This window comes from Microbacterium yannicii, from assembly GCF_024055635.1.
Lineage (GTDB): Bacteria > Actinomycetota > Actinomycetes > Actinomycetales > Microbacteriaceae > Microbacterium > Microbacterium yannicii.
Map to the genome: position 1 here is coordinate 154,016 of NZ_JAMXMB010000027.1, position 24,508 is coordinate 178,523.

The window sequence follows — 24,508 nt, forward strand, 5'->3', positions numbered from 1 at the left end:
ACCAGGCAGGCGCTGTTGCGCTGTCCCGGATACTCCCGCCCTTTTCAGGCGGCGCCCCTGTCTGGTAGTCATGAGGATGGCTTCCACGATCGACGAGTCGCCGGCGGTGGCCGCGCGCCGCATCCTCGACGAGAACTCCTACGCGACCCTCGCCACAGCCGACGCCGACGGGCGCCCGTGGGCGACACCGGTCTGGTTCGCGGAGCGCGACCTGCGGGAGTACGTCTGGGTGTCCCGGACCACACGGCGGCACTCGCAGAACGTCGCGCAGCGCGCCCAGATCGCGCTCGTCGTCTTCGACTCGACCGTCCCGGTCGGTTCGGCGAGCGCGGTGTACGTCGAGGCGGACGCAGCGGAGGTGCGGGACCACGAGCTCACGGCCGCACTTGCAGTGTTCAACGCGAAATGCGAGGCATCCGGGATCCCGACGTGGGACGCCTCGAAAGTCTCAGGGGACGCTGTGCACCGGCTCTACTTGGCGAGGGCGTCGCAGGCGTGGGTGCTCGACGAGCATGAGAACCGGGTGCCATTGCTGTAGCGGGGAGCCTCCCGCGCATCGCGCGTGCGCCGCATCCTCTCGCCGAACGCGCTCTGCGGCAACGTGTGCGAGAGTGCTGGGATGTCGTCACCGCAGGCGCTCAGCGAGTCCGATCGGCGTGTGGTCGCGGCATGGGCGGCCGACTGCGCCGAGCGCGTGCTGACGGTGTTCGAGTCTGAGGCGCCCGACGACGAACGGCCGCGCGATGCGGTCGAGCGAGCGAGGGCCTTCTCTCGCGGCGATCTCACCGCGGCGGGTGAGATCGCGCGGCGTTTCGTCGCGGGTCGGGCGGCGCAGTCGGCAATCTCACCGGCCGCGGTCGCGGCCGCGCGGGCCGCGGCTCAGGCCGCCGGGGTTGCGCACATGGGAGCGCACGCGCTGGGTGCTGCTGCGTACGCCGCCCGGGCAGCCGGTCTGGCGGCCGGCGACCCTGATGCCGTCGCCGCAGAGCTGGATTGGCAACTCGAGCAGATGAGCCGTGAGGTCGCGCATGCGCTTCGGCGACTCCCCCTCCTCGGCGAAGACGCGGCCGGCCCGCTCGGGCCTGGGCTCCTCGCCTCGGGAGATCTGGGCAAGAACATCACACGGATTCAACAGCGCCTGCACGCCGCCGACCGGTGAGGACTCTTCGCGCATGGTCGCGAGGGGCGCCCGTCGGGGCATGGGCGGCTGGGACTCGTGCGCCGGGGCGTTACTCCCGCGGTGGCTCAGTCGCGCGACGTCGCGTTCACGCTGCCGGAGCGTTCCTGCCCGCTCAGCCGCGCGATGGCGGCCATCATGCGCTCGGTGATCTCGCGACGCGCCTTCCCGTCGGGCACGCCCTCGAGATCGGCGAGGTCGAGCGGCTCGCCGAAGTGGACCTCGAGTCGCGGCCGGCCCGGCAGCAGATGGCTCAGCGGCTTGGCCGTGCCGGTTCCGATCAGCCCGACAGGCACCACAGCGGCGCCCGTCTCGCGCGCCATCCACGCGGCGCCGCCGTGACCCTCGTGCAGCTTGCCGTCGCGCGACCGGGTTCCCTCCGGGAACACCGCGAAGACGCTCCCCGCGCGCAGGATGCTGCTGCCCGCGTCGAGCGCGGCGCGTGCGTCGCGACCGGTCGCGCGGTACACCGGGACGCCGCCGATCGATCGGAAGAACCAGCGCTTGACGCGGCCCAGGACTCCGGAGCCCGTGAAGTACGACGACTTGATGAGGAACTGCACCGGACGGGCCGCGGATGTCGGGATGATGACCGTGTCGAGCGACGCGAGGTGGTTGCTCGCCAGCAGCACCGGCCCACGCTCGGGCACGTTCCCTCGGCCGACGATGCGCGGGCGGTACATCAGCCAGAACAACGGCCGCAGGACGACTCGCCCGAGGAAGTAGATGGCGCCGGGCCGCGGTACGGGGTCGAGGCTCGGCGGAGCAGGCGCTGTCACCTCGCCACCCTATCCGCCATCGCCCGCTCCGCCGGGTTCAGCAGCTGCAGCTCAGGCGCTCCGGCATCACGCCACGGACAGGACGGCGACAGCGGCGAGCACCACCCATGCCAGGTAGGCGAGCAGGCAGAATCTGTCGGGCCATCCGATCCGGATCTCGGGCGAGCCGCCCTGCCCGCGGGCGGGGGCGGCAGCGCGAAGGAACCACACCAGGCCGGCCAACGGAACTACGGCGGCGATCGCCAGCACCCACCCGAGCGAGGTCGCCACCCCCACCCCCGCGAACAGCGCAGCAGGGGGAAAGCCGGCGAGCAACACCGCGCCCAGCACCGTATGCGCCCTGCCCACGCGCGTGGCCTCAGCGCGGCGAGTCATGATCGGATCGGCGTCGATGAATGCGGCGCCGAGCGCGCCCAGGGCGACAGCCGCAAGGCCGATGGTCCACGCCCCGCCGAACGGCCACAAGGCGACGCACGTCGCGGCAGGGCTGATGGCCATCGTGACGAAGGCAAGCCGCATGACCCACCCGTATCGCCCGACGGAGTATTCGCTGATCATCCGCCAGGACGGGTCGTACTCGGGCTCGAGGACATGCAAGATCGCGACCAGCCCGACCGTGATGCCGCCGGCGACGATCGCCGTCACGGCGGCGATGGCAGCGACGCTCAATATCCGACAGCCATACCTGCAGCGATCACGGGCATCCTCCTGAGCGGCACTCTATCCCGGCGATAGCCGCACTCTCCGGCTGAAGCCGTATGGCCTCCGCGTTACGGCAGGTGGTCACCGCTTCCGCATCCCACAGGGCTGGCCGTCACCGCGTGTCCCGGTGGGCACACGCGCGGCGGGTTCTGACTCGCCACGTTCTCGAGTCTTCGCGGAACACGTCTCGCCATTGAACGGTTGACTTGACGATGTGGGCTGTCTGGCCCGCTGCATCGCGCGACAACTCGGAGGCCTCCCATGAAAGCGATCGTCGCGACCGACCCCTCCGCTGACGCGGCCGGCATCACGCTGACGGACGTGCCGGAGCCGACACCGGCGATCAACGACGTGATCGTCGAGGTGCACGCTTCCGGATTCGTGCCCGCGGAGTGGGAATGGCCCTCCACCTGGGCCGATCGGTCAGGCCACGAACGGATCCGACCCGTCATCGGTCACGAGTTCGCTGGGGTGGTCACCGCGCTCGGCTATGGAACCACCGGCCTCTCGGTGGGGCAGCGGGTTTTCGGAATCACTGACTGGCATCGGGATGGCACGCTTGCCGAGGCCGTGGCCGTGGAATCCCGCAACTTGGCGCCACTGCCCGGCGACGTCCCATTCACCATCGGCGCCAGCCTGCCGATCTCGGGGCTCACGGCGTGGCAGGGTCTGTTCGACCACGGACGATTGCAGTCGGGACAGACGGTACTCGCCCACGGCGCCGCCGGCGCCGTGGGATCGGTGGTGACACAGCTGGCGCACGAGTTCGGCGCCTACATCATCGGCACGGGGCGGGCCAAAGACCGGCAAGCCGTGCTCGACTATGGCGCGAACGAGTTTCTCGACCTCGACAACGAGAGCGTCGCCGACATCGGCGGCGTCGACCTCGTGTTCGACGTCATCGGCGGCGCCATCCAGAAAGAGTCCGCCGGCATCATCCGCCCCGGCGGCGCGCTGGTATCGGTCGTCGGCCCCGTGCAGACACGCCCGCTCGACGGCCGGGCCGTCGACTTCGTCGTCGAATCCATCCCCGAGCAGCTGGTCCAGGTCGCGCAACGCGCACGCGACGGCCGCATCCGCCCACACATCGGCACTATCGCCGCCCTTGACGAGGCCATCGCAGCACTCAACCCCACCACACGTCGCACGGGCAAGACCGTCATCCAAGTGCGGACGTAGAGCACGCGAACCGGTGCGTGTGGTCGGCGCTCGAGTGCAGTGGAGCTGCTGAGGCACCGTCCGCGAGCGCTCAAGTCAGGCCTGGCAGAAGGCAAGGCTGGGATCCTCCTGAGCGGGCGGATGTCGCGCGTTGATCGGTCGTCCACCGACACAGCGTGCTGGAGACTGATTCACATGGGCTTGATGACGCCGGGTGCTAGCGACGTGCCCGATGCGGCGAGGTCCGTGTACCAGCGCGCCCTCGGTGAGGATTTCGCGTCGCTCGATGCGCATCTGCAGGTCTATTTCGGCCCCATCCCCAGCGGCCGCGTAGGTGGCGGACGCGGTACCTACGACATTGCCGGGTCGCGACTTCTCTTCCTGCGACCGATCTTCGCGCTGTTCGCACGCAGGCACGTCTTGTTCCCGGAGCTCGGTCGCGATGTGCCCTTCACCATCACGAACACCCCCGAGCTCGACGGCAGTCTCAGCGCCATCCGGACATTCGAGTTTCCCCAGCAGACCAGGATCATGGAAGACACGATGACCGCCGAGAACGGGCAACTCGTGGACCGCGTCGGTAAGCGAAGAGGTCTCGAGATCGCTCTCCGCCTCAGCGTCGTCCGCGGCTCTTTGCACATGACCTCCACCCGTCTAGCTGTCCGAGCCGGGCGCATGCGCATCGCTCTACCGCCACTGGCCACCATGCATCTCGTTGAACGCACCGATCCTGCCGATCCATCGCGCCAACGTGTGGACGTACGAATCACCGCTCCCGTCCTCGGCGAGGTGTTTCGCTACAGCGGAAGCTTCACCTACGGGATCCGTCCCGCGGCATCTGGCGAATCGCCGGGGCGCCTACCCGCGCGTCGGCCCTCCAGCACGCAGCGAAAAGCGCGGTGACCTCCAGCGTCAGCTGAAGCCGCACCCGTCGCCCAAGATCGGCGCGCGGATGGTGGTCGGGCGCCCCAGAATGGCCAGGCTCACGCCCGGAGTGGGAGCGTCTCGGCGTGAACTGCGTCACGCCGATACATCACGGCGTGCTCGGCGAAGTCTGGGTGGTCGTATCTTGAGGCGGTCCCGCCTAATTGTCGTGGTGCACGATGTTGAAGATGTTGCCGTCGGGAGCACGCACGAAGAATCGATACACGCCCCAGGGTTCGTGGGTCAGCGGGTAGACGATCTCGTATCCGCGCTGCTCAGCCTCGTCGTGGGCTGCGGTGACGTCCGGCGTCAAGATCGATGCGACGGGATCCAGCGGGGCCGACGCGTCCCGTGTGACGAGTTGGATACGGACGGTCTGATCGTAGGTACTGGGCTCGGGGGCGGAGAACCGCGCGACCCAGCCGAGATTGAAGTCCTCTGCGCTGAGTCCGAGAAACTCCGTGTAGAAGGCGCGCGCGGCAGGGATGTCAGCGACATGCAGATCGGCGAGAACGCGAATGACTTCCATGCGGGCCATGCTCGTCTCCGGCGGGCTGGCTGTCGAGTCCGAGCCGGATGCTACCGGGCTGGCAAGCTCCGACTGATCCGGCGCCTGAACAGGTAGCGTCTGAGTTCATGGATCGGCGTGAGAACCGGCCGGTCTCGATCCTGCCCGTCATGGCGCTTTACGTGCTGCTGCAGCGCTTCATCATCGGCGGTTTCGCCGGCGGGCTGAAAGGTTAGGAATCGCCACCATGTCGAACTACGCCGCGATCATGCCGGCACTCGAACGCATTGAGATCCAGGATGCCGGTGAGCCCGTCGCGGGTCCACGTGATGCGATCGTGCAGATCGAGGCGGTCGGCGTCTGCGGTTCCGACACCGCGTACTTCACCGTCGGCCGCATCGGCGACTGGGTCGTCGACGGACCGATCATTCTGGGGCACGAGTGCGCCGGGCAGGTCATCGCCATCGGAGCCGAGGTCACCGGGGTGTCCGTGGGCGACCGGGTCGCGATCGAGCCCGGCAAGCCGTGTCGGGACTGCCGCGAGTGTATGGCCGGCCGCTACCACCTGTGCCCCGACCTCGTCTTCTTCGCAACACCTCCCCACGGAGGATCCCTCGTGCAGCGCATGGCGATCGACGAGCGTCAGCTGTTCCCGATCCCCGCCCACATGTCCTACGAGGAAGGTGCGCTCTGCGAGCCGCTCTCGGTCGGGATCTGGGCGTGCCATCGGGCGCATCTCGAAGCCGGCGACCGGGTGCTCGTCACCGGGGCCGGGCCGGTCGGCCTCCTCGCGGCGCAAGCTGCACGGGCCTTCGGCGCCGGCGAAGTTACCGTCACCGACGTCGCCGACTTCCGCCTCGGTCTGGCCCGCGATCTCGGCTTCGCAGTCGAAAAGGCCGGCGAAGGCACCAGCCGCGACTTCGACGTGCTCCTGGAGTGCTCCGGCGCACCGAACGCGCTCGCCGACGGTCTCTGGCGATTGCGCGCGAACGGCCGCGCCGCGATGGTCGGGATGCCGAAACAGGACGTATCCCTCGCCCTGTCACGCCTGAACGTCAACGAACTCACGATCAGTCTCGTGAACCGCTACTCGCACACCTGGCCGATGGCGATCGAGCTCGTCGCGAGCGGCAGGGTGGACGTCGCCTCGCTCGTCACCCACCGCTTCCCGCTGGACCAGGCCGCCGACGCCATCCTGCTCGCAAAGCATGTCCCCGATTCCGTGAAGGCGATCATCAGCCCACAGCGACTCAGCGGCGCCTGAAGCCTGCGGCGCCGCGCTGCGCGGGGAGGATCGGCCCGGGATCGCCCGCTCACGCCTGGCATGTCATGGCGGGTCCGATGAGTCCGCAGACAGCTCGTTCACTGAATCAGGCGTCGCGCTTCCATGTGCTGTTCGTGCCACCACGTCTCGCCGTGGTCGTTGGAGCACCAGCCGTCCCAGCTGAACGCGTCTGTCGCGATGGAGCTGAACCTCCATCGCACGCGCCGACCGTCGGCCTGCACGCCCCTGAGCTCGATCTGGTCGCCTTGATCTTCCGCGGTCAGCACGACATGTTCTGCGGCGCGAGGGCAGAACCACACAACTCGCCAGCCGGCCCGCTCATCCCAGGTTCGCACGGTGGTGCCGAGCGCTGTTCCCGTCTCATCGACGAGGACGTCCTGGATACCTCGGCCGGAGATGATCCAGTCGAACGTCCACACCAGTTCGCTCTGGGACCATGTGCCGGCCGACTCGTCATACAACGAGTTGCGAACATGCCAGTCGCCCACGAAGCGCCCGAACACAGCAAGCTCGGACGCCACCTCCACCGCTGGACCATCCGCCACGAGACTCCGGGTCAGATTCACGTCGACAAGCTACCGCCGATCTCCGACAGCGCCCGGAGTCGATGCTTCAGCGAGCGTGGCCCGACCGCAGCGCGTCCGCGAGGTGGTTCCCACGCCGGGCGCGGCGCGCGAGTCAGGTTGGGTACGCTGGCCAGACCCGCGTCGCATGCCGGTGGCAGCCGATGCCACTGTATGGAGGCGTCGAATCGGAGGAGCTGATGTGTGGTCGTCGGCCGATGTGGTTCTCCCGTGACTGAGCACGAGACGACCAGGATCGTTGCCTGGACGGTCGAACTACGTCGCGTTCACTCGTCTCTTCGAGAAGCGGTGCGCGTCACCCGCGAAGCTCTCGAGGAAGACCCGCGGGATCCGAGCAGCGCGCGCGACCTGCAGCTGTACTGTCGCGGTTTCTGCGTGGCACTCGGCGAACATCATCGGGCCGAGGATCGCACACTGTTCCCGGCGATCGAGGCTGCGCATCCGGAACTCGCTCCCGTATTGCGCAACCTCATGCAGGACCACTCGATGATCGACCACCTGCTGACGTCGCTGTCTGCAGCAGCCGAGTCGTCGGCGCCGCGCGAGGAGCTGGAACGGCACCTGGACGGCGTGACCGCGATCATGGAAAGCCACTTCGCGTACGAGGAGCGCCAGCTCCTCGCCGTGTTGGACACGCTCGGCCTCGATCAAGACCCCCAGGTCGTGCTCGGCGCGATGTGACGCTCGAGCACGAGCGGATGCCGGTGAACCCGCTACCTCGGGCACTCCCGGGCCCGCTTCGACGCGGCCTGCGCGGGTGCGTCAGTGCTGCACGTCGTACCTGACGTGGGTGATTCCTTTGGACTGGATCACACGCGTGGGCTGGAGCCGGATTGGTGCATGCGCAAGCTGGTCGAACAGCTTGACGCCCGAACCGAGGAGGACCCCCGTGATCGCGAGCTCCACTGCGTCGACCAGATCAGCGGAGAGCAGCTGTTGTGCCACGTTGGCGCTGCCCATGATGTAGACGTCGCGTTCACCCGCCGCCTGCAGTGCACGGTCGAGTGCATCCTCCGCGGAGTCGACGAACGTGAAGAGCGTTCCATTCCTGGTGACGGGCTCGCGCGCCTCGTGCGTGGGGATGAATACCGGCATCGGGAAAATGTCCTCGTCACCCCACGCCCTGTCCCCTGCGCGCAGTGTGCGGGCACCGAAGATCACCGCGCCGGCGTTGAAGAATTCTCTGTTGACCAGCGGATGCATCTCCATCGTCGGGTCTCCGAACGCCCACCCGTGCAGCACCGACAGGTCGTCGTTCGGGCCGGTGGCGAAACCGTCGAGCGACATCGATGCGTACAGCACGACCTGGGTCATGACGACAATGTATACGCTGTGAACATTAGCGTCTAGTGCACTCCACCGTCCGCGTCGACGGCGGCGACGCCGTGTCGCGGAACAGCACCCCGCGCCGCTGCTTCCGGTGTGATCCGGCTGGGCCCGCTCGCGGCGAGAACAGACGATGCGAATCACGCGAAGAGTTCGTCGAACGCGTCAATGCGCACACGCGGCGCCGCTGCGGCGCGCTTCATCGCGGGCTCGGGAGTGACGGCGGCGGTGCTGACTGGCTCCATGAGAGCGCGTGCGGAGTCGGTCAAGAACCTGCTGGGCTTCGCGGCGACGTGCTTGGCCAGGAACGCCGTGGGATGCGTGGGCAGTTGCGAGGGCACATACACGTCGAGGGTGTCGCGTGCGCGGGTGAGCGCGACGTAGAACAGGCGCTCCTCCTCGGCGAGCCCGGTGCGCGAGGTGAGTGCCATGTCCGAGGGCATCGCGCCGTCGTTCGTGCGAAGCAGGTGCACGGTGTCCCACTCCAGGCCCTTGGCGGAATGGATCGTGGACAGCGTCAGCCAGTCCTCATCGAGATGTGGCTGCTTCGCCCAGTCGCCGGCGACGTTGACCGGGTCGATCGCCTGCTCGCTCACGAACGTGCGGAGATCGCTCTGCCCAGCGGCGGCCTGCGCGATGCCGTCGACTTCGGTCACACGACGGTGCCAGTCCGGATAGTGCGCGCGCAGCAGGGGATCCACCGCGCCTCGGCATGCCTCGACGAGCTCAGGCACGGCGGTCGTGGAGTCGACGGCACCGAGCAGCGACAGCGTCGACGCGAGCCCGGTGCGCGCCTTCGGCGGTGCCGCCGCGACGGCGTCGGCCGTGCGGCCGACGCCCCCCTCGGCGAGGATCCGGGCGAGTACGCGCGCATTCGCTTTGCCGATCGCACGATGCCGAGTGAGCAGGCGATACCAGGACACCTCATCTGCCGGATTGAGCACCACCCGGAAGCTCGCCAGCAGGTCGCGCACATGTGACGTCTCCAGGTAGCCGATCCCGCCGAACTTGTGGAACGGGATCCCCCGCACCTTGAGCTCGACCTCGAGCTGCGCGCTGTGGGATCCGGTGCGCATCAGCACGGCCTGCGACCGGAGGGGCGTGCCATCGACGTGCGCGACGAGGATGCGGTCCGCGATCGTGCGGGCCTCGTCGTCGGCATTGCGGCAGGTGACCAGCGTCGGCCTTGCGCCCGGCTGCGGACGGTCGGCGACGAGCCGCAGCCTCAGTTCGCCCGGGCGCACCTGGTTGGCAAGATCGAGGATCGGCTGCGTGGAACGGAAGTTGCGTTCGAGGCGCACGAGTGTGGCGTCGGGGTACGCCTCGATGAGATCGAGCAGGTGCCCGGCGCTCGCCCCCCGGAACGCGTAGATCGCCTGTGCGTCGTCGCCGACGACCGTAAGCCCGTGGCCGTCGGGACTGAGCCCGCGCACGATGTCGACCTGAAGCTGGTTGACGTCCTGGTACTCGTCGACCAGCACCCAGTCCCAGCGCTCCCGTAGTCGTGCTCCGACATCGGGATCAACGACCAGCGCCCGCCAGGCGATGAGCAGATCATCCAGGTCAAGCAAGCCGCGCTCGCGTTTGCGGTCGCGGTAATGGCGCAACAGGCCGGTGATCGCGTCCGCGTGCTCGAGGGCCCAGGGAAACTGTTCTTCGATGACCGCCCGGGCGGGGGTTGCGGTATTGATGGCGCGGGAGGCGATGTCCGCGATGGCCCGTGTCGTGGGCAGTCGCACCTCGGTGCCGTCGAGCCCGTGCTCGGCGCGCAGCAGGTCAATCAGGTCGATGACGTCATCGGGATCGATGATCGTCACGTCCTCCAGTCCCAGATGCTGTGCGTGCTCGGCGACGATGCGGTGCGCCACGGCATGGAACGTGCCGCCGGCGATGCGCTGCGCAGCCTGCGCGTCGCCGCACATCGCTGCAGCGCGAGAGAGCATCGCGGATGCCGCGCGCCGGGTGAACGTCAGCAGCAGGATCCGTTCAGGCATGACCCCCGCCTCGAGCAGCCGCGCGACCCGTGCGGTGAGCACGCGCGTCTTCCCCGTGCCCGCCCCCGCCGCGACCACAAGCGGCCGATCGCCGTGCTCGACGGCCTCCAGTTGTGCGGGATCCAGCCCGGCAAGCGCATCACTTACTGCCACGGAGGTGACGGTAACGGGGCCCCCCGACATTCAGCCATCACTCCCGTTGCCCCTGACATCCAGCGCCAGGAGATGTCACAGCGACGGCAAGAATGCACAAAGACTCGATCTACTCGCTGATCGGCTCCCAGATGAGTTCGGCCACGTCGAGCACGAGCCCGACGGGATCTTGCGGGTCAACGCCGGCGCGAACCTCACCCACGCATACGCAGACGACGTCGTTCAGTCGCCGATAGCGCGGGTCGTCGCTCAGGTGCAACACGGTCCCGACGATCTGGCGCTTCCCGATCGGGTGTGCGCGACCGTACCCGTGGCTCTCGAACATGACGGTGGCGTCATCGTCAGTTTCGATGACCCCCCGCATGTCGGGTTGGAACGGACCGTCGGCGGTGCGACGAAGGGGATAGTTCGACGCATGGAATCGGCCGGTGAGCGTTCCCTCGCACGTTCCCTCGGCGCGGTAGTAGTGCTGTTGCCATCCACCTTCCAGTTGCACGTCCCATCCCTCGGGGTAAGTGAAGCGGAGTCGGTACAGCGACTGGAGTCGCATCCCTGTGTCCTTCCTCGGCGGCGAGCTCAGCCCAGGGCGGCGCGCATCGCCCCAGTCCATCGGAACTCGCCACCGCCCACAACCGTTCCGTCCCCCGCCGGGCAATCGGTGCGCCAGCGGGCGGATGCCGCTCCATCAGCGCGCGCATCTGGCGGCTGACCTCCGCCACCACCCGCGTGAACTGCCACCGAATTCAGTGACGGCGTTGCACGATGCGGCATCCGGCGAATGGTCGTTGTCTCGGGCCGTCTGTGTACCGCGATGCGCGGAGAATTATGCTCGCGATCATGACCTTCAGCAGTCTCCCCCTGATCTTGCTCGTGTACGTCGTGCCGATTGCGATCGCATTCCTGGTCTTGTACGCCGTCGTGCGGGCAGCGGTACTCAGCGCCCTGCGGGCGCATGAGCGAGAGCGTCAGGCGGGCCGCTCCTGAGGTCTCCCGCCGCCGGGCCCTGAACACGAGATTCCCCGAGAGGCGGCCTTCCGCCCCGTCTGAGCGCCTGCGAAACTGACCGCATGACGTCGAGGGGAGCCCGCGTGGGGGCGGCAGCGCGATATCTCGCCTGCTTCGGATTGGTCGCAGGCGGCGTGCTCTTCGTCGCCGGCATCGTCGCGGACTCCGCTGTCGCCAGAGCCAACGGGGTTCTGCTCATCGTGAGCGTGATGCTTCTGATCGGCGCCACGTACTCGGCGGTATTCGCGCGGGAAGCTCAAGTGGCCCGGCGTGAGATGTCGCGCCGGCAGTAGACCGCCCCAGGCGATCCGCACATGCTCGCTCAGGCGCCTACGACGCGCTCAGGGCCGGTAGTCCTCTCGGCGAGACGGGAACGGCTCGGGCGGGAGCATCGTCTGCGCGTTCATCTGCTCCGACGGTTTGAGCACTGAGAGGAAGAAGCCGACCGCCTTCACCAGCGTGAGACCGATCACCGCGACAACGCGGCGAGCCCGGAACTGGTCGCGATCGGTCATCTCCCCAGCCTCCTTCATCAGGGCTGCACCCGTCTAGGCTCACGTCACTCGAACGGGCCCGGAGACCACTCCCCCCACCCCACAGAGACGGAGAGGAGCGGATGCCCGCTCCCCGCGGCATCCGCTCCTCTCATGTCATCGATTCAGGCGCGGACTCAGAAGGGGTTCGGGGTGAGCGTGTACTTGGTCTGCAGGTATTCGTGGATGCCCTCGGCGCCGCCCTCGCGGCCGAGGCCCGACATCTTCCAGCCGCCGAACGGAGCGGCCGCGTTCGAGACGACGCCCATGTTGAGGCCCATCATGCCGGTCTCGAGGCGCTCGATCATGCGCTGGCCGCGGGCCAGGCTCTCGGTGAAGACGTAAGAGACGAGGCCGTACTCGGTGTCGTTGGCGAGGCGCACGGCGTCGTCCTCGGTGTCGAACGGGATGATCGCGAGAACCGGTCCGAAGATCTCCTCGCGAAGGATGTCGGAGCCCGGCTGCACGTCGGTGACGACCGTCGGCTCGTAGAAGGTGCCGGGGCCGTCGATCTCGTTTCCGCCGGTGGCGACCTTCGCGCCGCGGTTCACGGCATCCTGCACCAGCTGGGACGCCTTGGCGACCGCGCGATCGTCGATGAGCGGGCCGATGGTCACGCCGTCCTCGGTGCCGCGGCCGATGGTGAAGCCGTTGACGCGCTCCGTGACGCGGCGGGCGAACTCGTCGGCGACCGAGCGGTGCACGATGAACCGGTTCGCGGCCGTGCACGCCTGACCGATGTTGCGGAACTTCGCGAGCATCGCGCCGTCGACCGCCTTGTCGAGGTCGGCGTCGTCGAACACGACGAAGGGCGCGTTGCCGCCGAGTTCCATCGACGTGCGCAGCACGCCCTGCGACGCCTGCTCGAGCAGGCGCTGGCCGACCTGCGTCGATCCGGTGAACGACAGCTTGCGCAGGCGCGGGTCGCGGATGATCGGCTCCGACACGGCGCCGGACGTCGACGTGGTGAACACGTTGACGACGCCCTTCGGCAGGCCGGCGTCTTCGAGCAGCTTCGCGAAGAACAGCGTCGTCAGCGGCGTCAGCTCTGCGGGCTTGATCACCACGGTGCAGCCGGCGGCGAGCGCCGGTGCGATCTTGCGGGTCGCCATCGCCAGCGGGAAGTTCCACGGGGTGATGAGGAAGCACGGACCGACGGGGTGCTGCGACACGATCATGCGGCCGGTGCCCTCGGGGTTGGCGCCGTAGCGGCCCTGCACGCGCGCGGTCTCTTCGCTGAACCAGCGCAGGAACTCCCCGCCGTACGCGACCTCGCCCCGCGCCTCTGCGAGCGGCTTGCCCATCTCGATCGTCATCAGCAGCGCGAAGTCCTCCTTGCGCTCCTGCAGCAGGTCGAACGCGCGACGCAGGATCTCGGCACGCTCGCGGGCCGGGGTCGCCGCCCACGCGGGAAACGCCTCGACCGCAGCATCCAGCGCCGCCTTGCCGTCCTCGGGCGACGCGTTCGCGATCTCCTTCACGACCTCGCCGTTGGACGGGTCGTACACCTTCAGCGTCTTGTCGCCCGCTGCTGCGCGCCACTGCCCGCCGATGAACAGCCCGTCGGGCACGGACGCCAGCAGCTCGGACTCACGGGTTTCGGTGATCGTCGTGCTCACGGGGACTCCCTTGTCGTTTCACGGATGCCGCGGCCCGCGGCATCCGTTCTGTCGATGTCTACCGGGCCAATTCTGCCCGTCGCCGCCGGAGCGGCCGATATACGCGATGTACAGCTCTGTGTGCGGTTTCGCCGCTGCGGACCCACTCAGCCCGCGATGCTCGCCGACTCGTGCTGGGGAAGGAACACCTGGGCGAAGAAGGCGGCGAGTTCGTCGTGCGCGGTCAGCGGCAGGACAGCGGCGACGTACTGATCCGGACGGACGACGACGACCACGCCGTCGTGCGACAGCCCGCGCTCCTCGAAGATGTCGTCGGTGGTCCAGGCGCTCGGGGCTGCCGCGTAGACCTTCTCCCAGTCGATGAGTCCGAGCGGCCCCGTGCGGGGCAGGAACAGCTCGGGCACCCGGGTGATCTCGATCTCGTCGAAGGGCTGCTGGTAGACGACCTTCACGTCGAAGACGGCGTCGACGTCGGCATCCTCCGGCGTGTAGCGGCGCACGGGCGACTGCGGCGACGTCATGAACGCCGCCCAGTCGGCGAGGGCGGATGCCTCCCCCACCGCCGGCGAGTCGGGTGCGGCAGCAGCACCAGCCACGGTGTCGGCGAAGGCATAGACCCGCCAGCGCCCGTCGGCTCGGGCGTGGTGACCGAGGTGCACAGCGTTCCCGTCACACACCCGGACCACCTCGACGGACTTGAAGCGCTTGCCCAGCGGGAAGCCCTCGGCGAGCTGCTGGTGCGCGGCATCCATCACCGTCATCGACGGACCGTACTGCGTCATGAATCCGGACGGGAACTCGGCGGTGCCGAGGTAGAAGGTGGCGAGTTCCTGCGGGTCGGAGATCTCCTCGGGCTTGCGCGCCATGAGCGCCGACCACTCGCGATCGAAATCGATGAGCTGCTGGGCGACGGGCTGGCGCTCGGCCGAGTAGGTCGAGAGGAGCGCCGAGGGGCTGAGGCCGGTGAGCACGTGGCCCAGCTTCCAGCCGAGGTTGAAACCGTCCTGCATCGAGACGTTCATGCCCTGGCCGGCCTTGGCACTGTGCGTGTGGCACGCATCACCGGCGAGGAAGACGCGGGGGTCGTGGCCCTGATCGACGTCGACGTCGTCGAACTTGTCGGTGACCCGGTGCCCGACCTCGTACACGCTGTGCCAGGCGACCTGCTTCACGTCGATCGAGTACGGATGGAGGATCTCGTTGGCGCGGCGGATGACCTCCTCGATCGGTGTGCGGCGCACACGGTGCTCGTCGTCGTCGGCGACCTCGCCGAGGTCGATGTACATGCGGCTGAGGTAGCCGCCCTCGCGCGGGATGTGAAGGATGTTGCCGGCCTCCGAGTTGATCGCGCACTTGGTGCGCCAGTCCGGGAAGTCGGTGTTGACGAGCACGTCCATGACGCCCCACGCGTGGGCCGAGAACGCACCGACGTGCTGGCGGCCGATCGCCTCGCGCACGCCGCTGCGGGCGCCGTCGCACCCGGCGACGTACTTGGCTCGGACGACGCGCACCTCCCCCGTGCGCTCCCCCGCCGTGTACCGCAGGCGCACCTCCACCGGATACTCGCCGCCTGAGGCGTCGGCTTCGGCGCCTTCGTGCACGGTGAGGCCGACGAACTCGATGCCGTAGTCGGGGACGATGCGGCCGGGGCCGTGGGCGGCCGCCTCCGCGAAGTAGTCGAGCACGCGCGCCTGGTTCACGATCAGGTGCGGGAACTCGCTGATCTTGAAGGCGTAGTCCTCCGTGCGCGCGGTGCGGATGATGTTGCGCGGGTTCTCGGGATCGGGTCCCCAGAAGTTCATGTAGGCGATGTTGTACGCCTCGGCGACGATGCGCTCGGCGAAGCCGAACGCCTGGAACGTCTCGACACTGCGCGGCTGGATGCCGTCGGCCTGGCCCAGCACGAGGCGCCCCTCGCGGCGCTCGACGAGGCGGGTGACGACACCGGGGAACTGCGACATCTGAGCGGCCAGCAGCATGCCGGCCGGACCGGATCCGACGATCAGCACGTCCACCTCGTCGGGCAGGTCCGCGGGACGATCGACACCTGTGCCGGCGGCATCCTGCACCCGGGGATCGGCGGAGACGTAGCCGTGATGGTGGAACTGCATCGGTGTCCTCCTCGGACGACGGTGTCGAGGCCCAGCCGCCGAAATCCTGCGGCTGGGAGCTTGTATGGGAGCTCGGTTTGTTCTATATTCGAACACACCGTTCTACTATTGAACAGATCGTATACGACCCGCGTCGAAGCGGCAAGAGCGCCGCGCGACGAGACAGCGAGCCTCGTGTCCCCTGCTCCCTCCACCGCTCCCGCTTCGCAGACGCTGAGTCGCGGCATCCGGATCCTCGAGGTGCTCGCCGAAGCACGCGGTCCGCTGTCGATCGATGAGATCGCACGACGCCTCGAACTGCACCGGTCGGTCGCCTATCGACTGCTGCGCACGCTCGAGGACCACGGCCTCGTGGAACGCGACGCGGCCGGCCGCATCGAACTGGGTGCGCGGATGGCCGCCCTCGCCGCGGGCGTAGCGCACGATCTGCAGGCAGAGGCGCTTCCCGAGCTCACCGCCGTCGCCGGCGACCTGGGCATGACCTGCTTCCTCGCCGTGCTCGACCACGACGAGTGCGTGACGCTCTCGAGCATCGAGCCGCGGCACGCCGTGAACCCCGTCGCGCAGCGGCCGGGCACGCGGCATCCGATCACGCGCGGTGCCCCCGGCAAGGCGATCCTGTCGCTGCTGCCCGAGGCCTCGTGGCCGGCCGATGTCTCGCCGGCTCTCGCCGAGGAGGTGACGGATGCCGCGGCCCGCGGCTACGCGACCAGCCACGACGAGGTCATCCCCAGCCTGCGGGCCGTCGCCGTGCCGCTCGTCGTGCGCGGGCGCGGGCCCGCGGCGATCGCGGTCGTGTTCGTGGCGAGCACGCACAGCGACGACGAGATCGCCGCGCGGCTTGCCACGTCGGCAACCGCGATCCGCGACGCGCTCGGCGGCTGAACAAGTCAAACGCAACGCTTCGTCTCGCTGGCGCTCGCTCAGCGACCGGATGAATCCGTCGCGCACCAGGCGCAACGCTTCGTCTCGCTGGCGCTCGCTCAGCGACCGGATGAATCCGTCGCGCACCAGGCGCAACGCTTCGTCTCGCTGGCGCTCGCTCAGCGACCGGATGAATCCATCGCGCGCCGAGCGCACGTCTCTCGACTCACGCGAGCACCGGTCGCTGAGCGAGCGAGGAACGAGCGAGACGAAGCGCAACCACGGCGATGCGGACGGCAGAGGCGAGGCGAACGCTTCGACCAGCTCAGAGCCCGGGCAGGGGGCTCGGCTCGGGGGCGGGCGCTTGGCGTCAGGCGGTGGTCGGGTACTGCGTGACCAGGCGGATGTTGTGCTCGGCGACGCGCTGCGGCACCCCGACGAACGCCTCTGCACGGCCCTCCGACGCCATGTACTCCTTCTCGAGTGCGAGGAACGCCTCGGCGTCGCCCTCGGCGCTGACCGCCCACACGAACTCGTTCGTCTCGGGCAGACCGTAGGCGAACTCGATCGCGAAGCCGGCCGCGGGCCGCACCTTCGGCATCCATTCGGTCCACCACGCGACGAAGGCGTCGTACTCCCCGTCGACGAGCGTGTACCGGCGCAGCTGGATCGTCTTCATGACTCCCATCTTGGCGGAAGTCCTATACTCGACACGTCCGGCGGCATCGACGCCCGCCGGTGCTCGAAAAATGGGCACGCAGCGCGCACGCGCGAGACACATACGGCCTCACCATCCGTTCCGTCTCGAAAGGCATCGCCATGCCCGCCACACCCCCCATGAGCACCGTCTCCGCCCATGTCGCCCTCACCCTCGCGCGTCACATCGATCACGTCTTCGGGGTGATGGGCAACGGCAACGCGTACTTCCTCGATGCGCTCGAGCGCTCCACCGACGTGCACTTCACTGCCGTGCGCCACGAGGCCGGCGGCGTCGTCGCGGCCGACGCCTACCACCGCGCCTCCGGCCGGCTCGCCGCGGCGACCGCGACCTACGGCGCCGGCTTCACCAACACGCTGACCGCCCTCGCCGAGGCGGTGCAGGCGCATGTGCCGCTCGTTCTCGTCGTCGGCGACGAGCCGACGTCGGGTCCGCGCCCGTGGGACGTCGACCAGATCGCGCTCGCGTCGGGGGTGGGCGCGCGGACGTACACGGTCGGACGAACGGATGCCGCGGCCACGACGGTGATCGCGATCGAACACGCGCTCACCTACCGAGTCCCGACCGTGCTGGCGATCCCGTACGACGTGGCGGCGCGCGACGCCGGCCCGGTGCCCGAGGCTCCCGAGCCGCGCCTGCCGGGACCGCTGGTGCCGGCCGGACCCTTCGCCGAGGGTGCCGTCGAGCGGATCGTCGATGCGCTGGCGTCGGCCGAGCGACCGTTCCTGCTCGCGGGCCACGGCGCGTGGATCTCGGCGGCGGGCGACGCGTTGGGCGCGGTCGCCGACGCGGTCGGTGCGATCACCGCGTCGACCGCGCTCGGTCGGGGCATCTTCCCGCGCAGCGAGTTCGATCTCGGCGTGGCCGGAGGCTTCGGCGCCGAGGGCGCGATGGAGCTCGTACGCGGGGCTGACGTCGCCGTGGTGTTCGGGGCATCCCTCAACCAGTTCACGATGCGGTTCGGCGACCTCTTCGCGCCCGGCACCCGCGTGTTCCAAGTCGATGTGGCGCCGGCCGCGACCCACCCGCACGTCGGCGGATATGTGCGCGGCGATGCCGCGACGGTCGCGCGCGCGGTCGCGGACGGCCTGCGCGCGCGGGGCGCCGGCCCGAGCGGGTGGCGCGAGTCGGTCGACGTCATGCCCCTGCGGGCATACGACGGCGGAGAGGGTGTCGCAGCGGATGGACGCCTCGACCCGCAGTCGGTCGCCGCGCGCATCGGCGAGCTGCTGCCCGAGGACCGCGTCGTGGTGTCGGACGGCGGGCACTTCATCGGCTGGGCGAACATGTACTGGCCGGTGGCCTCGCCCGACCGCATGATCATGGTGGGCACCGCCTTCCAGTCGATCGGCCTGGGCTGGCCCTCCGTACCGGGAGCCGCGCTGGCGAAGCCTTCGGCCACCGTCGTGTTGACGACGGGCGACGGCGGCGGGCTCATGGCGCTCGCCGACCTCGAGACGGCGGTGCGGGTCGCCGCCGGCCGCGGGGTCGCCGTCGTGTGGAACGACGCCGCGTACGGCGCCGAGGTCAACCTCTACGGGCTCAAGGGTCTCGCGCAGGGGCCCATGCTCATCCCCGAGGTCGACTTCGCCGCGCTCGCAGCGGGCGTCGGCGCCGAGGGGGTGGTCGTGCGAACTCTGAGCGATCTCGACCGGCTCGCCGCGTGGAGCGCCGAGCCCGCGGCATCCCGCCCGTTCCTCGTGCTGGACTGCCGGATCTCTGGCACCGTCGTAGCGCCCTATCAGCGCGAGATCATCCGCGTGAACTCCTGAGCGCTGCTCCCGCGGGAGCAGAGCGGATGCCTCCTGCCGGAGGATGCGCATCGCCCTGCGTGCGACGAGCATGGGCACATGAGCACCTTCCGATTCGGAGTCGTCAGCGGCGCCCATGGCGATGCCCGCTTGTGGAGCGAGCGCGCCCGGCGACTCGAAGGCAGCGGCTATTGGGCTCTGCTCGTGCCCGACACGCTGTTCACGCCGTCGCCGTTCCTCGTGCTGGCCGTCGCGGCCGCGGCCACCGCGTCGCTGCACGTGGGTACGTGGGTGCTCGCTGCACCGCTGCGCAGCCCCCAGGCGACGGTGCGGGAGGTGCGCACGCTCGTCGAACTCTCGGGCGGTCGGTTCGAGCTCGGCCTGGGCGCCGGACGCCCACAGGCGGAGCGGGATGCCGGGACCCTCGGTGTGGCATGGGGGTCGGGCCCGGAGCGCGTCGATCAGGTCGAGGCGACGATCGCGGCGCTGCGTGACGCATTCGGCGACGAGCTGCACGTCACCCTCGCCGCCGGCGGCGACCGCATGATGCGGCTGGCAGGCCGCCACGCCGACACCGTGGCGCTGCCGCTGCCGCCGCACGCGGATCTCTCCGCCGTCGAGGCGGCCGCGGCCCGCGTGCGTGCCGCCACCCCGGCGGATCGGTCGCCGATCGAGCTGTCGCTGCAGGTGGCGGGCATCGCAGACGCGGTGCCGGACTGGCTGCGACGCAGCGCCGGCCTCACCCCCGACTCGCTGCGTGAGGCCGGGGCCGCCGGCTATCTCTCCGGCGACGTGGCGCGCGATGCCGACGCCCTCGTCGCGCTCCGCGGGAGCACGGGCGTGTCGTTCCTCACGGTGCCCGACGAGCTCGCGGAGCAGGTGACCCCGCTGGTCGAGGCGCTCGCCGGGCGTTGATCGCCGGGCACGCGCCCTCCGCTCACCGGCCCGCTGTCCGGGAAGCCGGCACGGCGCTCGGGGCGCCGGCGCCCAGCGACCCAGACCACCGGGTCACCGGGCCACCCGGTCACCGCATGTCGTACACCGGCACGCTGTCGTCGGTGGCGAACCTGTCGGTCATCCACATCATCGTCCGGAACATCAGAGGGTTCCGGAACGACCAGTCCCGCATGCCGATGCGCCACGTCGACGCCGGCGCCAGGAACGGGCCCGCGTTGCCCGTGCGCGCGATCTTGGTCGGCGTGCGCATCCGCCGGTCGTAGGCGGCGAGGGCGGTCTCGTGATCCCCTCGGGCTCGGACCAGCTCGCCGGCGAGGACGTACGCGCCGACGAGGGCGAGCCCCGTGCCGAACCCGCCGAGCGTGTTCGCGTAACCGGCGTCGCCGACGAGCGCCGTGCGCCCGCGCGTGAACGTCGACATGCGCGTGCGGGTCAGCGCGTCGAGATAGAAATCGGATGCCGTGGCCACCGCCTCGAGCGCCGCAGGAACGCGCCACCCCACGCCGGCGTAGGCGTCCGTCAGGAATCGCCGCTGCGAAGACACGTCGCGCCGATCGTAATCCGCGCGCTCGGCGCGGAACACGAAGAGGTTCGGCGCCTTCTGCCCGCCGAGGAGCGTCAGCCGGCCGGGAGTGCTGTAGCCGTACGCCACCGAGCGACCATCGGGCAGCCGCGTCTCGAGGCCGTCGAGCGGCACCTCTCCACTTGCAACGGCGTAGTAGCAGCCGAGGGGCTGCACGAAGTCCGGCTCCGGGCCGAACCTGAGCCGTCGCACCGCGGAGTGCACGCCGTCCGCGCCGACGACGAGGTCGAAGCGCTCCGCGGGCCGCCCGGCGAAGGCGACATCCACTCCCGAGGCGTTCTCGGTCATCGCGACGATCTCGTCGTCGAAGACGTACTGCGCGTCGCCGGCGGACTCCCGGTGCAGGATGCCGGTCAGGTCGCCGCGCAGGATCTCGAGGTCGCCGCCGATGAACTCGCCCGGCACGACAGCGCGGACGCGATCGGCGGCATCCACCATCCGCCAGTCCGTCCTCGCCGTCTGCTCGGCCTCCACCGCGTCCAGGACGCCCATGCGGGCCAGCACCTCCCGGTGCGTGCGGCCTTTGAAGTCGACGGCTTGACCGCCCGGACGCACACGTGGCGCCTTCTCGACGACGGTGACGTCGAAGCCGTTGCGGCCGAGCCAGCGAGCGAGAGCCGGTCCTGCGATGCTCGCGCCCGAGATGAGCACTTTGCTGTTGGTCAAAGGTCTTCCGATCTGTCCAGTAACTGCGTCCTTCCGACACAGTAATCATTCGCGTACGCTGGACGCAATACCGGGAAGGGGCGGCATGGCAACCGAGCACGACAGCGTCGCGGCATCCATCGAGCTGCTGTGGCAGGAACCCGTGATCGGAAAGCGCGGGCCCCGGCCGAAGTTCACGATCGAAGGGATCGTGGCGGCCGCGACGGCGATCGCGGACGAGGACGGACTCGACGCGGTCACGATGCAGCGCGTCGCCGAGCGGCTGGGCACCGCCAAGATGGCGCTGTACCGGTACGTTCCAGGGCGCGCCGAACTGGACGCGGTCCTCCTCGACCGCGCTCTCGGCGGGCCGCCCGCATCACCGGAAGGCGACTGGCGGTCGGCGCTGGCGGCGTGGACGCTCGCGCTGCACGAGCGCTCGCTCGAACACCCGTGGTCGGTCACCCTGGCCCAGCGTCCCCACGTACCCGGCCCGGGAGAGCTCGCGTGGTACGAGTCGGGGCTGAGAGCGATGGGCGATCTTCCGCTCAGCGGCGGTGAACAGCTCGATGTGCTCGCGCTCCTGGCGGGCCATGCGCAGTCGATGGTCCGCCAGCGGGCCGGCGGACCGCACCCCGAGCTCGATCTGGCCGACCGGCTGGGGCCGGTGCTCGCGGCGCGATCCGCCGACTATCCGCGCACGTCGGCCGCCTTCGCCGATGCGGCGCGCGGTGGCGGCCGCGACGCCGCGCTGCACTTCGGCATCGACAGGCTGCTCGCCGGGGTGGCCGCGCTCATCGCCGAGCGCACGGATCGCGCCCGCGCCTGACCTATCGGCCCCGCGCCTCAGGTGTCACGACACGCGGCATCGCACACCGCGAACCCGCAAGACGTGACCCGCGAATCCCCCATCGGTCCCATCAAGTGTCACGACACGCGGCATCACACCCCGCGATACCGCACAACACGGCACGCGAACGCCTGAGGAGACGTGGGTCAGTCGCCGCGGAACTCCGGCTTGCGCTTCTGCTGGAACGCCGCGAAGCCCTCGCGGTAGTCGGCGGTGGTGCGCAGCGCCTCCTGTCCGCGCGCCTCCTGGGCGACGGCATCCCACAGCTTCTCGTCGCGCAGGTGGGCGATGAGACGCTTCGATGCGAGGAACGCGGCGGTGGGACCGGATGCCGCGACCGCCGCCCGCTGCAGCGCGAAGTCGAACACCTCCTGCACCGGCATGGCGCGGCTGAACAGTCCGGCCGCGACCGCCTCGGTGCCGCTCAGCAGGTCGCCGGTGTAGATGAGGTCGAGCGCCCGATGAGCACCCAGGCGCTCGTAGAGCAGGGCGTGACCGCCCGAGTCGAGCATCGCGCCGAGGCTCGCGAACGGCGAGCCGATCTTGGCGTCGTCGGCGACGTAGACGACGTCGGTCGCGATGGCCAGGCCCAGGCCGACGCCCAGGCACGCCCCGTGCACGGCCGCGAACGTCGGCGCCGGGAACGCGGCGATCCTGCGCATGAGGGTCTCCACCCCGGCGAGGTACTGCGGCACGTCGTCGGTCTCGGGATCCACGCCCGCGATGTCGCGCCCCGCGCAGAACGCCCGTCCCTCTGCCCGCAGCAGCAGCGCCCGCACGCCGGACTCCTCGGCACTGCGGTAGGCGGCATCCATCTCTCCCAGCGCGCGCAGTGAGAGGGCGTTGAGCTTCTCGGGGGCGTTCAGCACGACCTCGGCAACTTCGCCCGTGATGGACAGCTCGATCATCGCGATCCTCCTCGTCGGAATGGCTAGACGTCGTAGTCGACGACGACGCTGTCGGTCGTCGGGTGGGACTGGCAGGTGAGCACGTAGCCGCGCTCGAGCTCGTCGGGCTCGAGCGCGTAGTTCTCGGTCATCGTCACCGAGCCCTGCACGAGCCGGGCGCGGCACGTGCCGCAGACTCCACCGGCGCAGGCGAAGGGAACGTCGGGCCGCACGCGCAGGGCCGCATTGAGGATGGACTCATGCGCGGCGACCGGGCTGTCGACCGCCTGCGACTGCCCATCGAGGGTGAACTCGATACGGCGCACGGGCTCGTCGCGCGCGACGACGACCGGCCGCCCCGCCGGAGGCTCGGCCCGCTCGCCCTCGCCGGTGGTGAACAGCTCGTACCGCACGTGCGCGGGATCCACTCCGATGTCGGCGAGGGTGTCGCGACAGAGCTGCACCAGCTCGAACGGCCCGCACAGGAACCACTCGTCGACGGTGTCGGGGAGGACGAGCTCGTCGAGGATGCGCCGCAGCCGCGGCTCGTCGATGCGGCCCGACAGCAGCGGCGCGGTGCGCTGCTCGCGCGAGAGCACATGGTGGAGGGCCAGCCGCGTCGGGTAGCGGTCCTTGAGGTCGGAGAGCTCGTCCAGGAACATCACGTCGAGGCTCGAACGGTTCGTGTAGACGAGGGTGAACCGCGACGTGCCGGACCGTGCGAGCACGGTGGCGGCGAGCGCCATGAGCGGCGTGATGCCCGACCCCGCCGCGATGCCGGCGACGTGCGCGCCGTCGAGATCGGCGAGTTTCGACGTGAAGGTGCCCTGCGGGCTCATCACGTCGATGCGGTCGCCGGCGTGGAGCTCCGTCTGCGCCCACGTCGAGAACCGGCCGCCCTGGTCCCGTTTGATCGCCACGCTGATCGTGCGCGGACCGTCGCCGCCGCCTCCCGCGTCCTCGGCGCGGCAGAGCGAGTACGAGCGTCGAAGCTCGTGCCCGTCGAGCACCGTGCGCAGCGCGACGTGCTGACCCGCGAGATAGTCGAACTCACCGCGGACCTCTTCGGGAATCGCGAAGGTGACCTCGACCGCGGCGTCGGTGAGCGGCCTCACCGCGGCGACCCGCAAGGTGTGGAAGCGCGCCCGGTGCCGACCGTCGCGCGGCCCTCCCACGGCCGTGGTGAGCAGCGTCTCGGCGATGCGCCGATTCTCCTGATCCGGCATTCCCGGTCCCTGAGCCGGCACTCCCGGTCCCTGAGCCGGCACTCCCGGTCCCTGCCCCGACATTCCCGGTCCCTGAGCCGGCACTCCCGGTCCCTGAGCCGGCACTCCCGGTCCCTGAGCCGGCACTCGCGTTCCCTGAGCCGGCACTCCCGGTCCCTGAGCCTGTCGA

At 69.6% G+C, this 24,508-nt stretch carries 26 protein-coding genes; 12 read left to right on the plus strand and 14 right to left on the minus strand.

The window, feature by feature from the left end; translation table 11 throughout:
* Nucleotides 1–76: 76 nt before the first annotated feature.
* Together NCG93_RS11655 and NCG93_RS11660 are read left to right on the plus strand one after the other, a co-directional pair.
* Nucleotides 77–538 (plus strand): pyridoxamine 5'-phosphate oxidase family protein, encoded by a 462-nt coding sequence (locus tag NCG93_RS11655; RefSeq protein WP_194414211.1) that lies wholly within the window; start codon nucleotides 77–79, stop codon nucleotides 536–538.
* 81 nt (nucleotides 539–619) lie between these two features.
* Nucleotides 620–1,159: a putative immunity protein gene (locus tag NCG93_RS11660; protein ID WP_194414212.1), complete on the plus strand. Its 540-nt coding sequence runs from the start codon at nucleotides 620–622 to the stop codon at nucleotides 1,157–1,159.
* An 86-nt stretch (nucleotides 1,160–1,245) separates the two neighbouring features.
* On the opposite strand, the gene NCG93_RS11665 is transcribed toward NCG93_RS11660, so the two are convergent.
* Both NCG93_RS11665 and NCG93_RS11670 read right to left on the minus strand, forming a co-directional pair.
* The gene (locus NCG93_RS11665) at nucleotides 1,246–1,956 is read right to left on the minus strand and encodes a lysophospholipid acyltransferase family protein (protein ID WP_252787528.1); all 711 of its coding nucleotides are present in this window, start codon (nucleotides 1,954–1,956) and stop codon (nucleotides 1,246–1,248) included.
* 66 nt (nucleotides 1,957–2,022) lie between these two features.
* Entirely contained in the window at nucleotides 2,023–2,625 is a 603-nt protein-coding gene (locus tag NCG93_RS11670; RefSeq protein ID WP_194414213.1) for a DUF998 domain-containing protein, read from the minus strand.
* Nucleotides 2,626–3,009: 384 nt separating this feature from the next.
* Here NCG93_RS11670 and NCG93_RS11675 point away from each other — a divergent pair, with 384 nt between their 5' ends.
* Nucleotides 3,010–3,837: an NADP-dependent oxidoreductase gene (locus NCG93_RS11675; protein ID WP_252787529.1), complete on the plus strand. Its 828-nt coding sequence runs from the start codon at nucleotides 3,010–3,012 to the stop codon at nucleotides 3,835–3,837.
* Nucleotides 3,838–4,011: 174 nt separating this feature from the next.
* A complete protein-coding gene (locus NCG93_RS11680; protein ID WP_194414215.1) occupies nucleotides 4,012–4,719 on the plus strand; it encodes a DUF4166 domain-containing protein in 708 nt (235 codons plus the stop codon).
* 181 nt (nucleotides 4,720–4,900) lie between these two features.
* Here NCG93_RS11680 and NCG93_RS11685 read toward each other — a convergent pair whose 3' ends face one another.
* A complete protein-coding gene (locus NCG93_RS11685) occupies nucleotides 4,901–5,269 on the minus strand; it encodes a VOC family protein (protein ID WP_194414216.1) in 369 nt (122 codons plus the stop codon).
* Between the two features lie 226 nt (nucleotides 5,270–5,495).
* Between NCG93_RS11685 and NCG93_RS11690 the strand changes: the two genes are divergently transcribed.
* On the plus strand, nucleotides 5,496–6,512 hold the full coding sequence (locus NCG93_RS11690; protein ID WP_194414217.1) for an NAD(P)-dependent alcohol dehydrogenase: 1,017 nt from the start codon (nucleotides 5,496–5,498) through the stop codon (nucleotides 6,510–6,512).
* A gap of 98 nt (nucleotides 6,513–6,610) precedes the next feature.
* Here NCG93_RS11690 and NCG93_RS11695 read toward each other — a convergent pair whose 3' ends face one another.
* Nucleotides 6,611–7,099 carry a hypothetical protein gene (locus NCG93_RS11695; RefSeq protein WP_194414218.1) on the minus strand — a complete coding sequence of 163 codons (489 nt, stop codon included), beginning with the start codon at nucleotides 7,097–7,099 and terminating at the stop codon, nucleotides 6,611–6,613.
* Between the two features lie 228 nt (nucleotides 7,100–7,327).
* On the opposite strand from NCG93_RS11695, the gene NCG93_RS11700 reads away from it, so the two are divergent.
* Complete coding sequence (locus tag NCG93_RS11700; protein WP_194414219.1) at nucleotides 7,328–7,798, plus strand: hemerythrin domain-containing protein; 471 nt, start codon at nucleotides 7,328–7,330, stop codon at nucleotides 7,796–7,798.
* An 81-nt stretch (nucleotides 7,799–7,879) separates the two neighbouring features.
* On the opposite strand, the gene NCG93_RS11705 is transcribed toward NCG93_RS11700, so the two are convergent.
* The 3 genes from NCG93_RS11705 to NCG93_RS11715 all read right to left on the minus strand — a co-directional run bounded on the left by NCG93_RS11705 (nucleotide 7,880) and on the right by NCG93_RS11715 (nucleotide 11,140).
* Nucleotides 7,880–8,431 (minus strand): dihydrofolate reductase family protein, encoded by a 552-nt coding sequence (locus tag NCG93_RS11705; protein WP_194414220.1) that lies wholly within the window; start codon nucleotides 8,429–8,431, stop codon nucleotides 7,880–7,882.
* 152 nt (nucleotides 8,432–8,583) lie between these two features.
* Nucleotides 8,584–10,590, minus strand: coding sequence for an ATP-dependent helicase (locus NCG93_RS11710; RefSeq protein WP_194414221.1), 2,007 nt, complete (start codon nucleotides 10,588–10,590; stop codon nucleotides 8,584–8,586).
* A gap of 109 nt (nucleotides 10,591–10,699) precedes the next feature.
* Nucleotides 10,700–11,140 (minus strand): DUF3237 domain-containing protein, encoded by a 441-nt coding sequence (locus tag NCG93_RS11715; protein ID WP_194414222.1) that lies wholly within the window; start codon nucleotides 11,138–11,140, stop codon nucleotides 10,700–10,702.
* A 287-nt stretch (nucleotides 11,141–11,427) separates the two neighbouring features.
* Between NCG93_RS11715 and NCG93_RS11720 the strand changes: the two genes are divergently transcribed.
* On the plus strand, nucleotides 11,428–11,574 hold the full coding sequence (locus NCG93_RS11720; protein ID WP_194414223.1) for a hypothetical protein: 147 nt from the start codon (nucleotides 11,428–11,430) through the stop codon (nucleotides 11,572–11,574).
* 83 nt (nucleotides 11,575–11,657) lie between these two features.
* On the plus strand, nucleotides 11,658–11,888 hold the full coding sequence (locus NCG93_RS11725; RefSeq protein WP_194414224.1) for a hypothetical protein: 231 nt from the start codon (nucleotides 11,658–11,660) through the stop codon (nucleotides 11,886–11,888).
* 48 nt (nucleotides 11,889–11,936) lie between these two features.
* Here NCG93_RS11725 and NCG93_RS11730 read toward each other — a convergent pair whose 3' ends face one another.
* The 3 genes from NCG93_RS11730 to NCG93_RS11740 form a co-directional block, all read right to left on the minus strand.
* Complete coding sequence (locus NCG93_RS11730; RefSeq protein WP_194414225.1) at nucleotides 11,937–12,110, minus strand: hypothetical protein; 174 nt, start codon at nucleotides 12,108–12,110, stop codon at nucleotides 11,937–11,939.
* A gap of 155 nt (nucleotides 12,111–12,265) precedes the next feature.
* Nucleotides 12,266–13,735: an NAD-dependent succinate-semialdehyde dehydrogenase gene (locus NCG93_RS11735; RefSeq protein ID WP_194414942.1), complete on the minus strand. Its 1,470-nt coding sequence runs from the start codon at nucleotides 13,733–13,735 to the stop codon at nucleotides 12,266–12,268.
* 158 nt (nucleotides 13,736–13,893) lie between these two features.
* On the minus strand, nucleotides 13,894–15,858 hold the full coding sequence (locus NCG93_RS11740; RefSeq protein WP_194414226.1) for an FAD-dependent monooxygenase: 1,965 nt from the start codon (nucleotides 15,856–15,858) through the stop codon (nucleotides 13,894–13,896).
* 174 nt (nucleotides 15,859–16,032) lie between these two features.
* Between NCG93_RS11740 and NCG93_RS11745 the strand changes: the two genes are divergently transcribed.
* Nucleotides 16,033–16,743 (plus strand): IclR family transcriptional regulator, encoded by a 711-nt coding sequence (locus NCG93_RS11745; RefSeq protein ID WP_194414227.1) that lies wholly within the window; start codon nucleotides 16,033–16,035, stop codon nucleotides 16,741–16,743.
* Nucleotides 16,744–17,092: 349 nt separating this feature from the next.
* Here the strand turns inward: NCG93_RS11745 and NCG93_RS11750 are convergent, their stop codons facing one another.
* Nucleotides 17,093–17,401 carry a hypothetical protein gene (locus NCG93_RS11750; protein WP_194414228.1) on the minus strand — a complete coding sequence of 103 codons (309 nt, stop codon included), beginning with the start codon at nucleotides 17,399–17,401 and terminating at the stop codon, nucleotides 17,093–17,095.
* A 158-nt stretch (nucleotides 17,402–17,559) separates the two neighbouring features.
* Between NCG93_RS11750 and NCG93_RS11755 the strand changes: the two genes are divergently transcribed.
* The gene (locus tag NCG93_RS11755; protein WP_194414943.1) at nucleotides 17,560–19,212 is read left to right on the plus strand and encodes a thiamine pyrophosphate-binding protein; all 1,653 of its coding nucleotides are present in this window, start codon (nucleotides 17,560–17,562) and stop codon (nucleotides 19,210–19,212) included.
* 78 nt (nucleotides 19,213–19,290) lie between these two features.
* Nucleotides 19,291–20,106 (plus strand): LLM class flavin-dependent oxidoreductase, encoded by an 816-nt coding sequence (locus tag NCG93_RS11760; RefSeq protein WP_194414229.1) that lies wholly within the window; start codon nucleotides 19,291–19,293, stop codon nucleotides 20,104–20,106.
* Nucleotides 20,107–20,215: 109 nt separating this feature from the next.
* Here the strand turns inward: NCG93_RS11760 and NCG93_RS11765 are convergent, their stop codons facing one another.
* The gene (locus NCG93_RS11765; RefSeq protein WP_194414230.1) at nucleotides 20,216–21,397 is read right to left on the minus strand and encodes an FAD-dependent monooxygenase; all 1,182 of its coding nucleotides are present in this window, start codon (nucleotides 21,395–21,397) and stop codon (nucleotides 20,216–20,218) included.
* An 85-nt stretch (nucleotides 21,398–21,482) separates the two neighbouring features.
* On the opposite strand from NCG93_RS11765, the gene NCG93_RS11770 reads away from it, so the two are divergent.
* Nucleotides 21,483–22,205 (plus strand): TetR/AcrR family transcriptional regulator, encoded by a 723-nt coding sequence (locus NCG93_RS11770; RefSeq protein WP_194414231.1) that lies wholly within the window; start codon nucleotides 21,483–21,485, stop codon nucleotides 22,203–22,205.
* A gap of 167 nt (nucleotides 22,206–22,372) precedes the next feature.
* On the opposite strand, the gene NCG93_RS11775 is transcribed toward NCG93_RS11770, so the two are convergent.
* Together NCG93_RS11775 and paaE are read right to left on the minus strand one after the other, a co-directional pair.
* Nucleotides 22,373–23,134 carry an enoyl-CoA hydratase/isomerase family protein gene (locus tag NCG93_RS11775; protein WP_194414232.1) on the minus strand — a complete coding sequence of 254 codons (762 nt, stop codon included), beginning with the start codon at nucleotides 23,132–23,134 and terminating at the stop codon, nucleotides 22,373–22,375.
* A gap of 23 nt (nucleotides 23,135–23,157) precedes the next feature.
* A complete protein-coding gene (paaE, locus tag NCG93_RS11780) occupies nucleotides 23,158–24,339 on the minus strand; it encodes a 1,2-phenylacetyl-CoA epoxidase subunit PaaE (protein ID WP_194414944.1) in 1,182 nt (393 codons plus the stop codon).
* Nucleotides 24,340–24,508 lie beyond the last annotated feature (169 nt).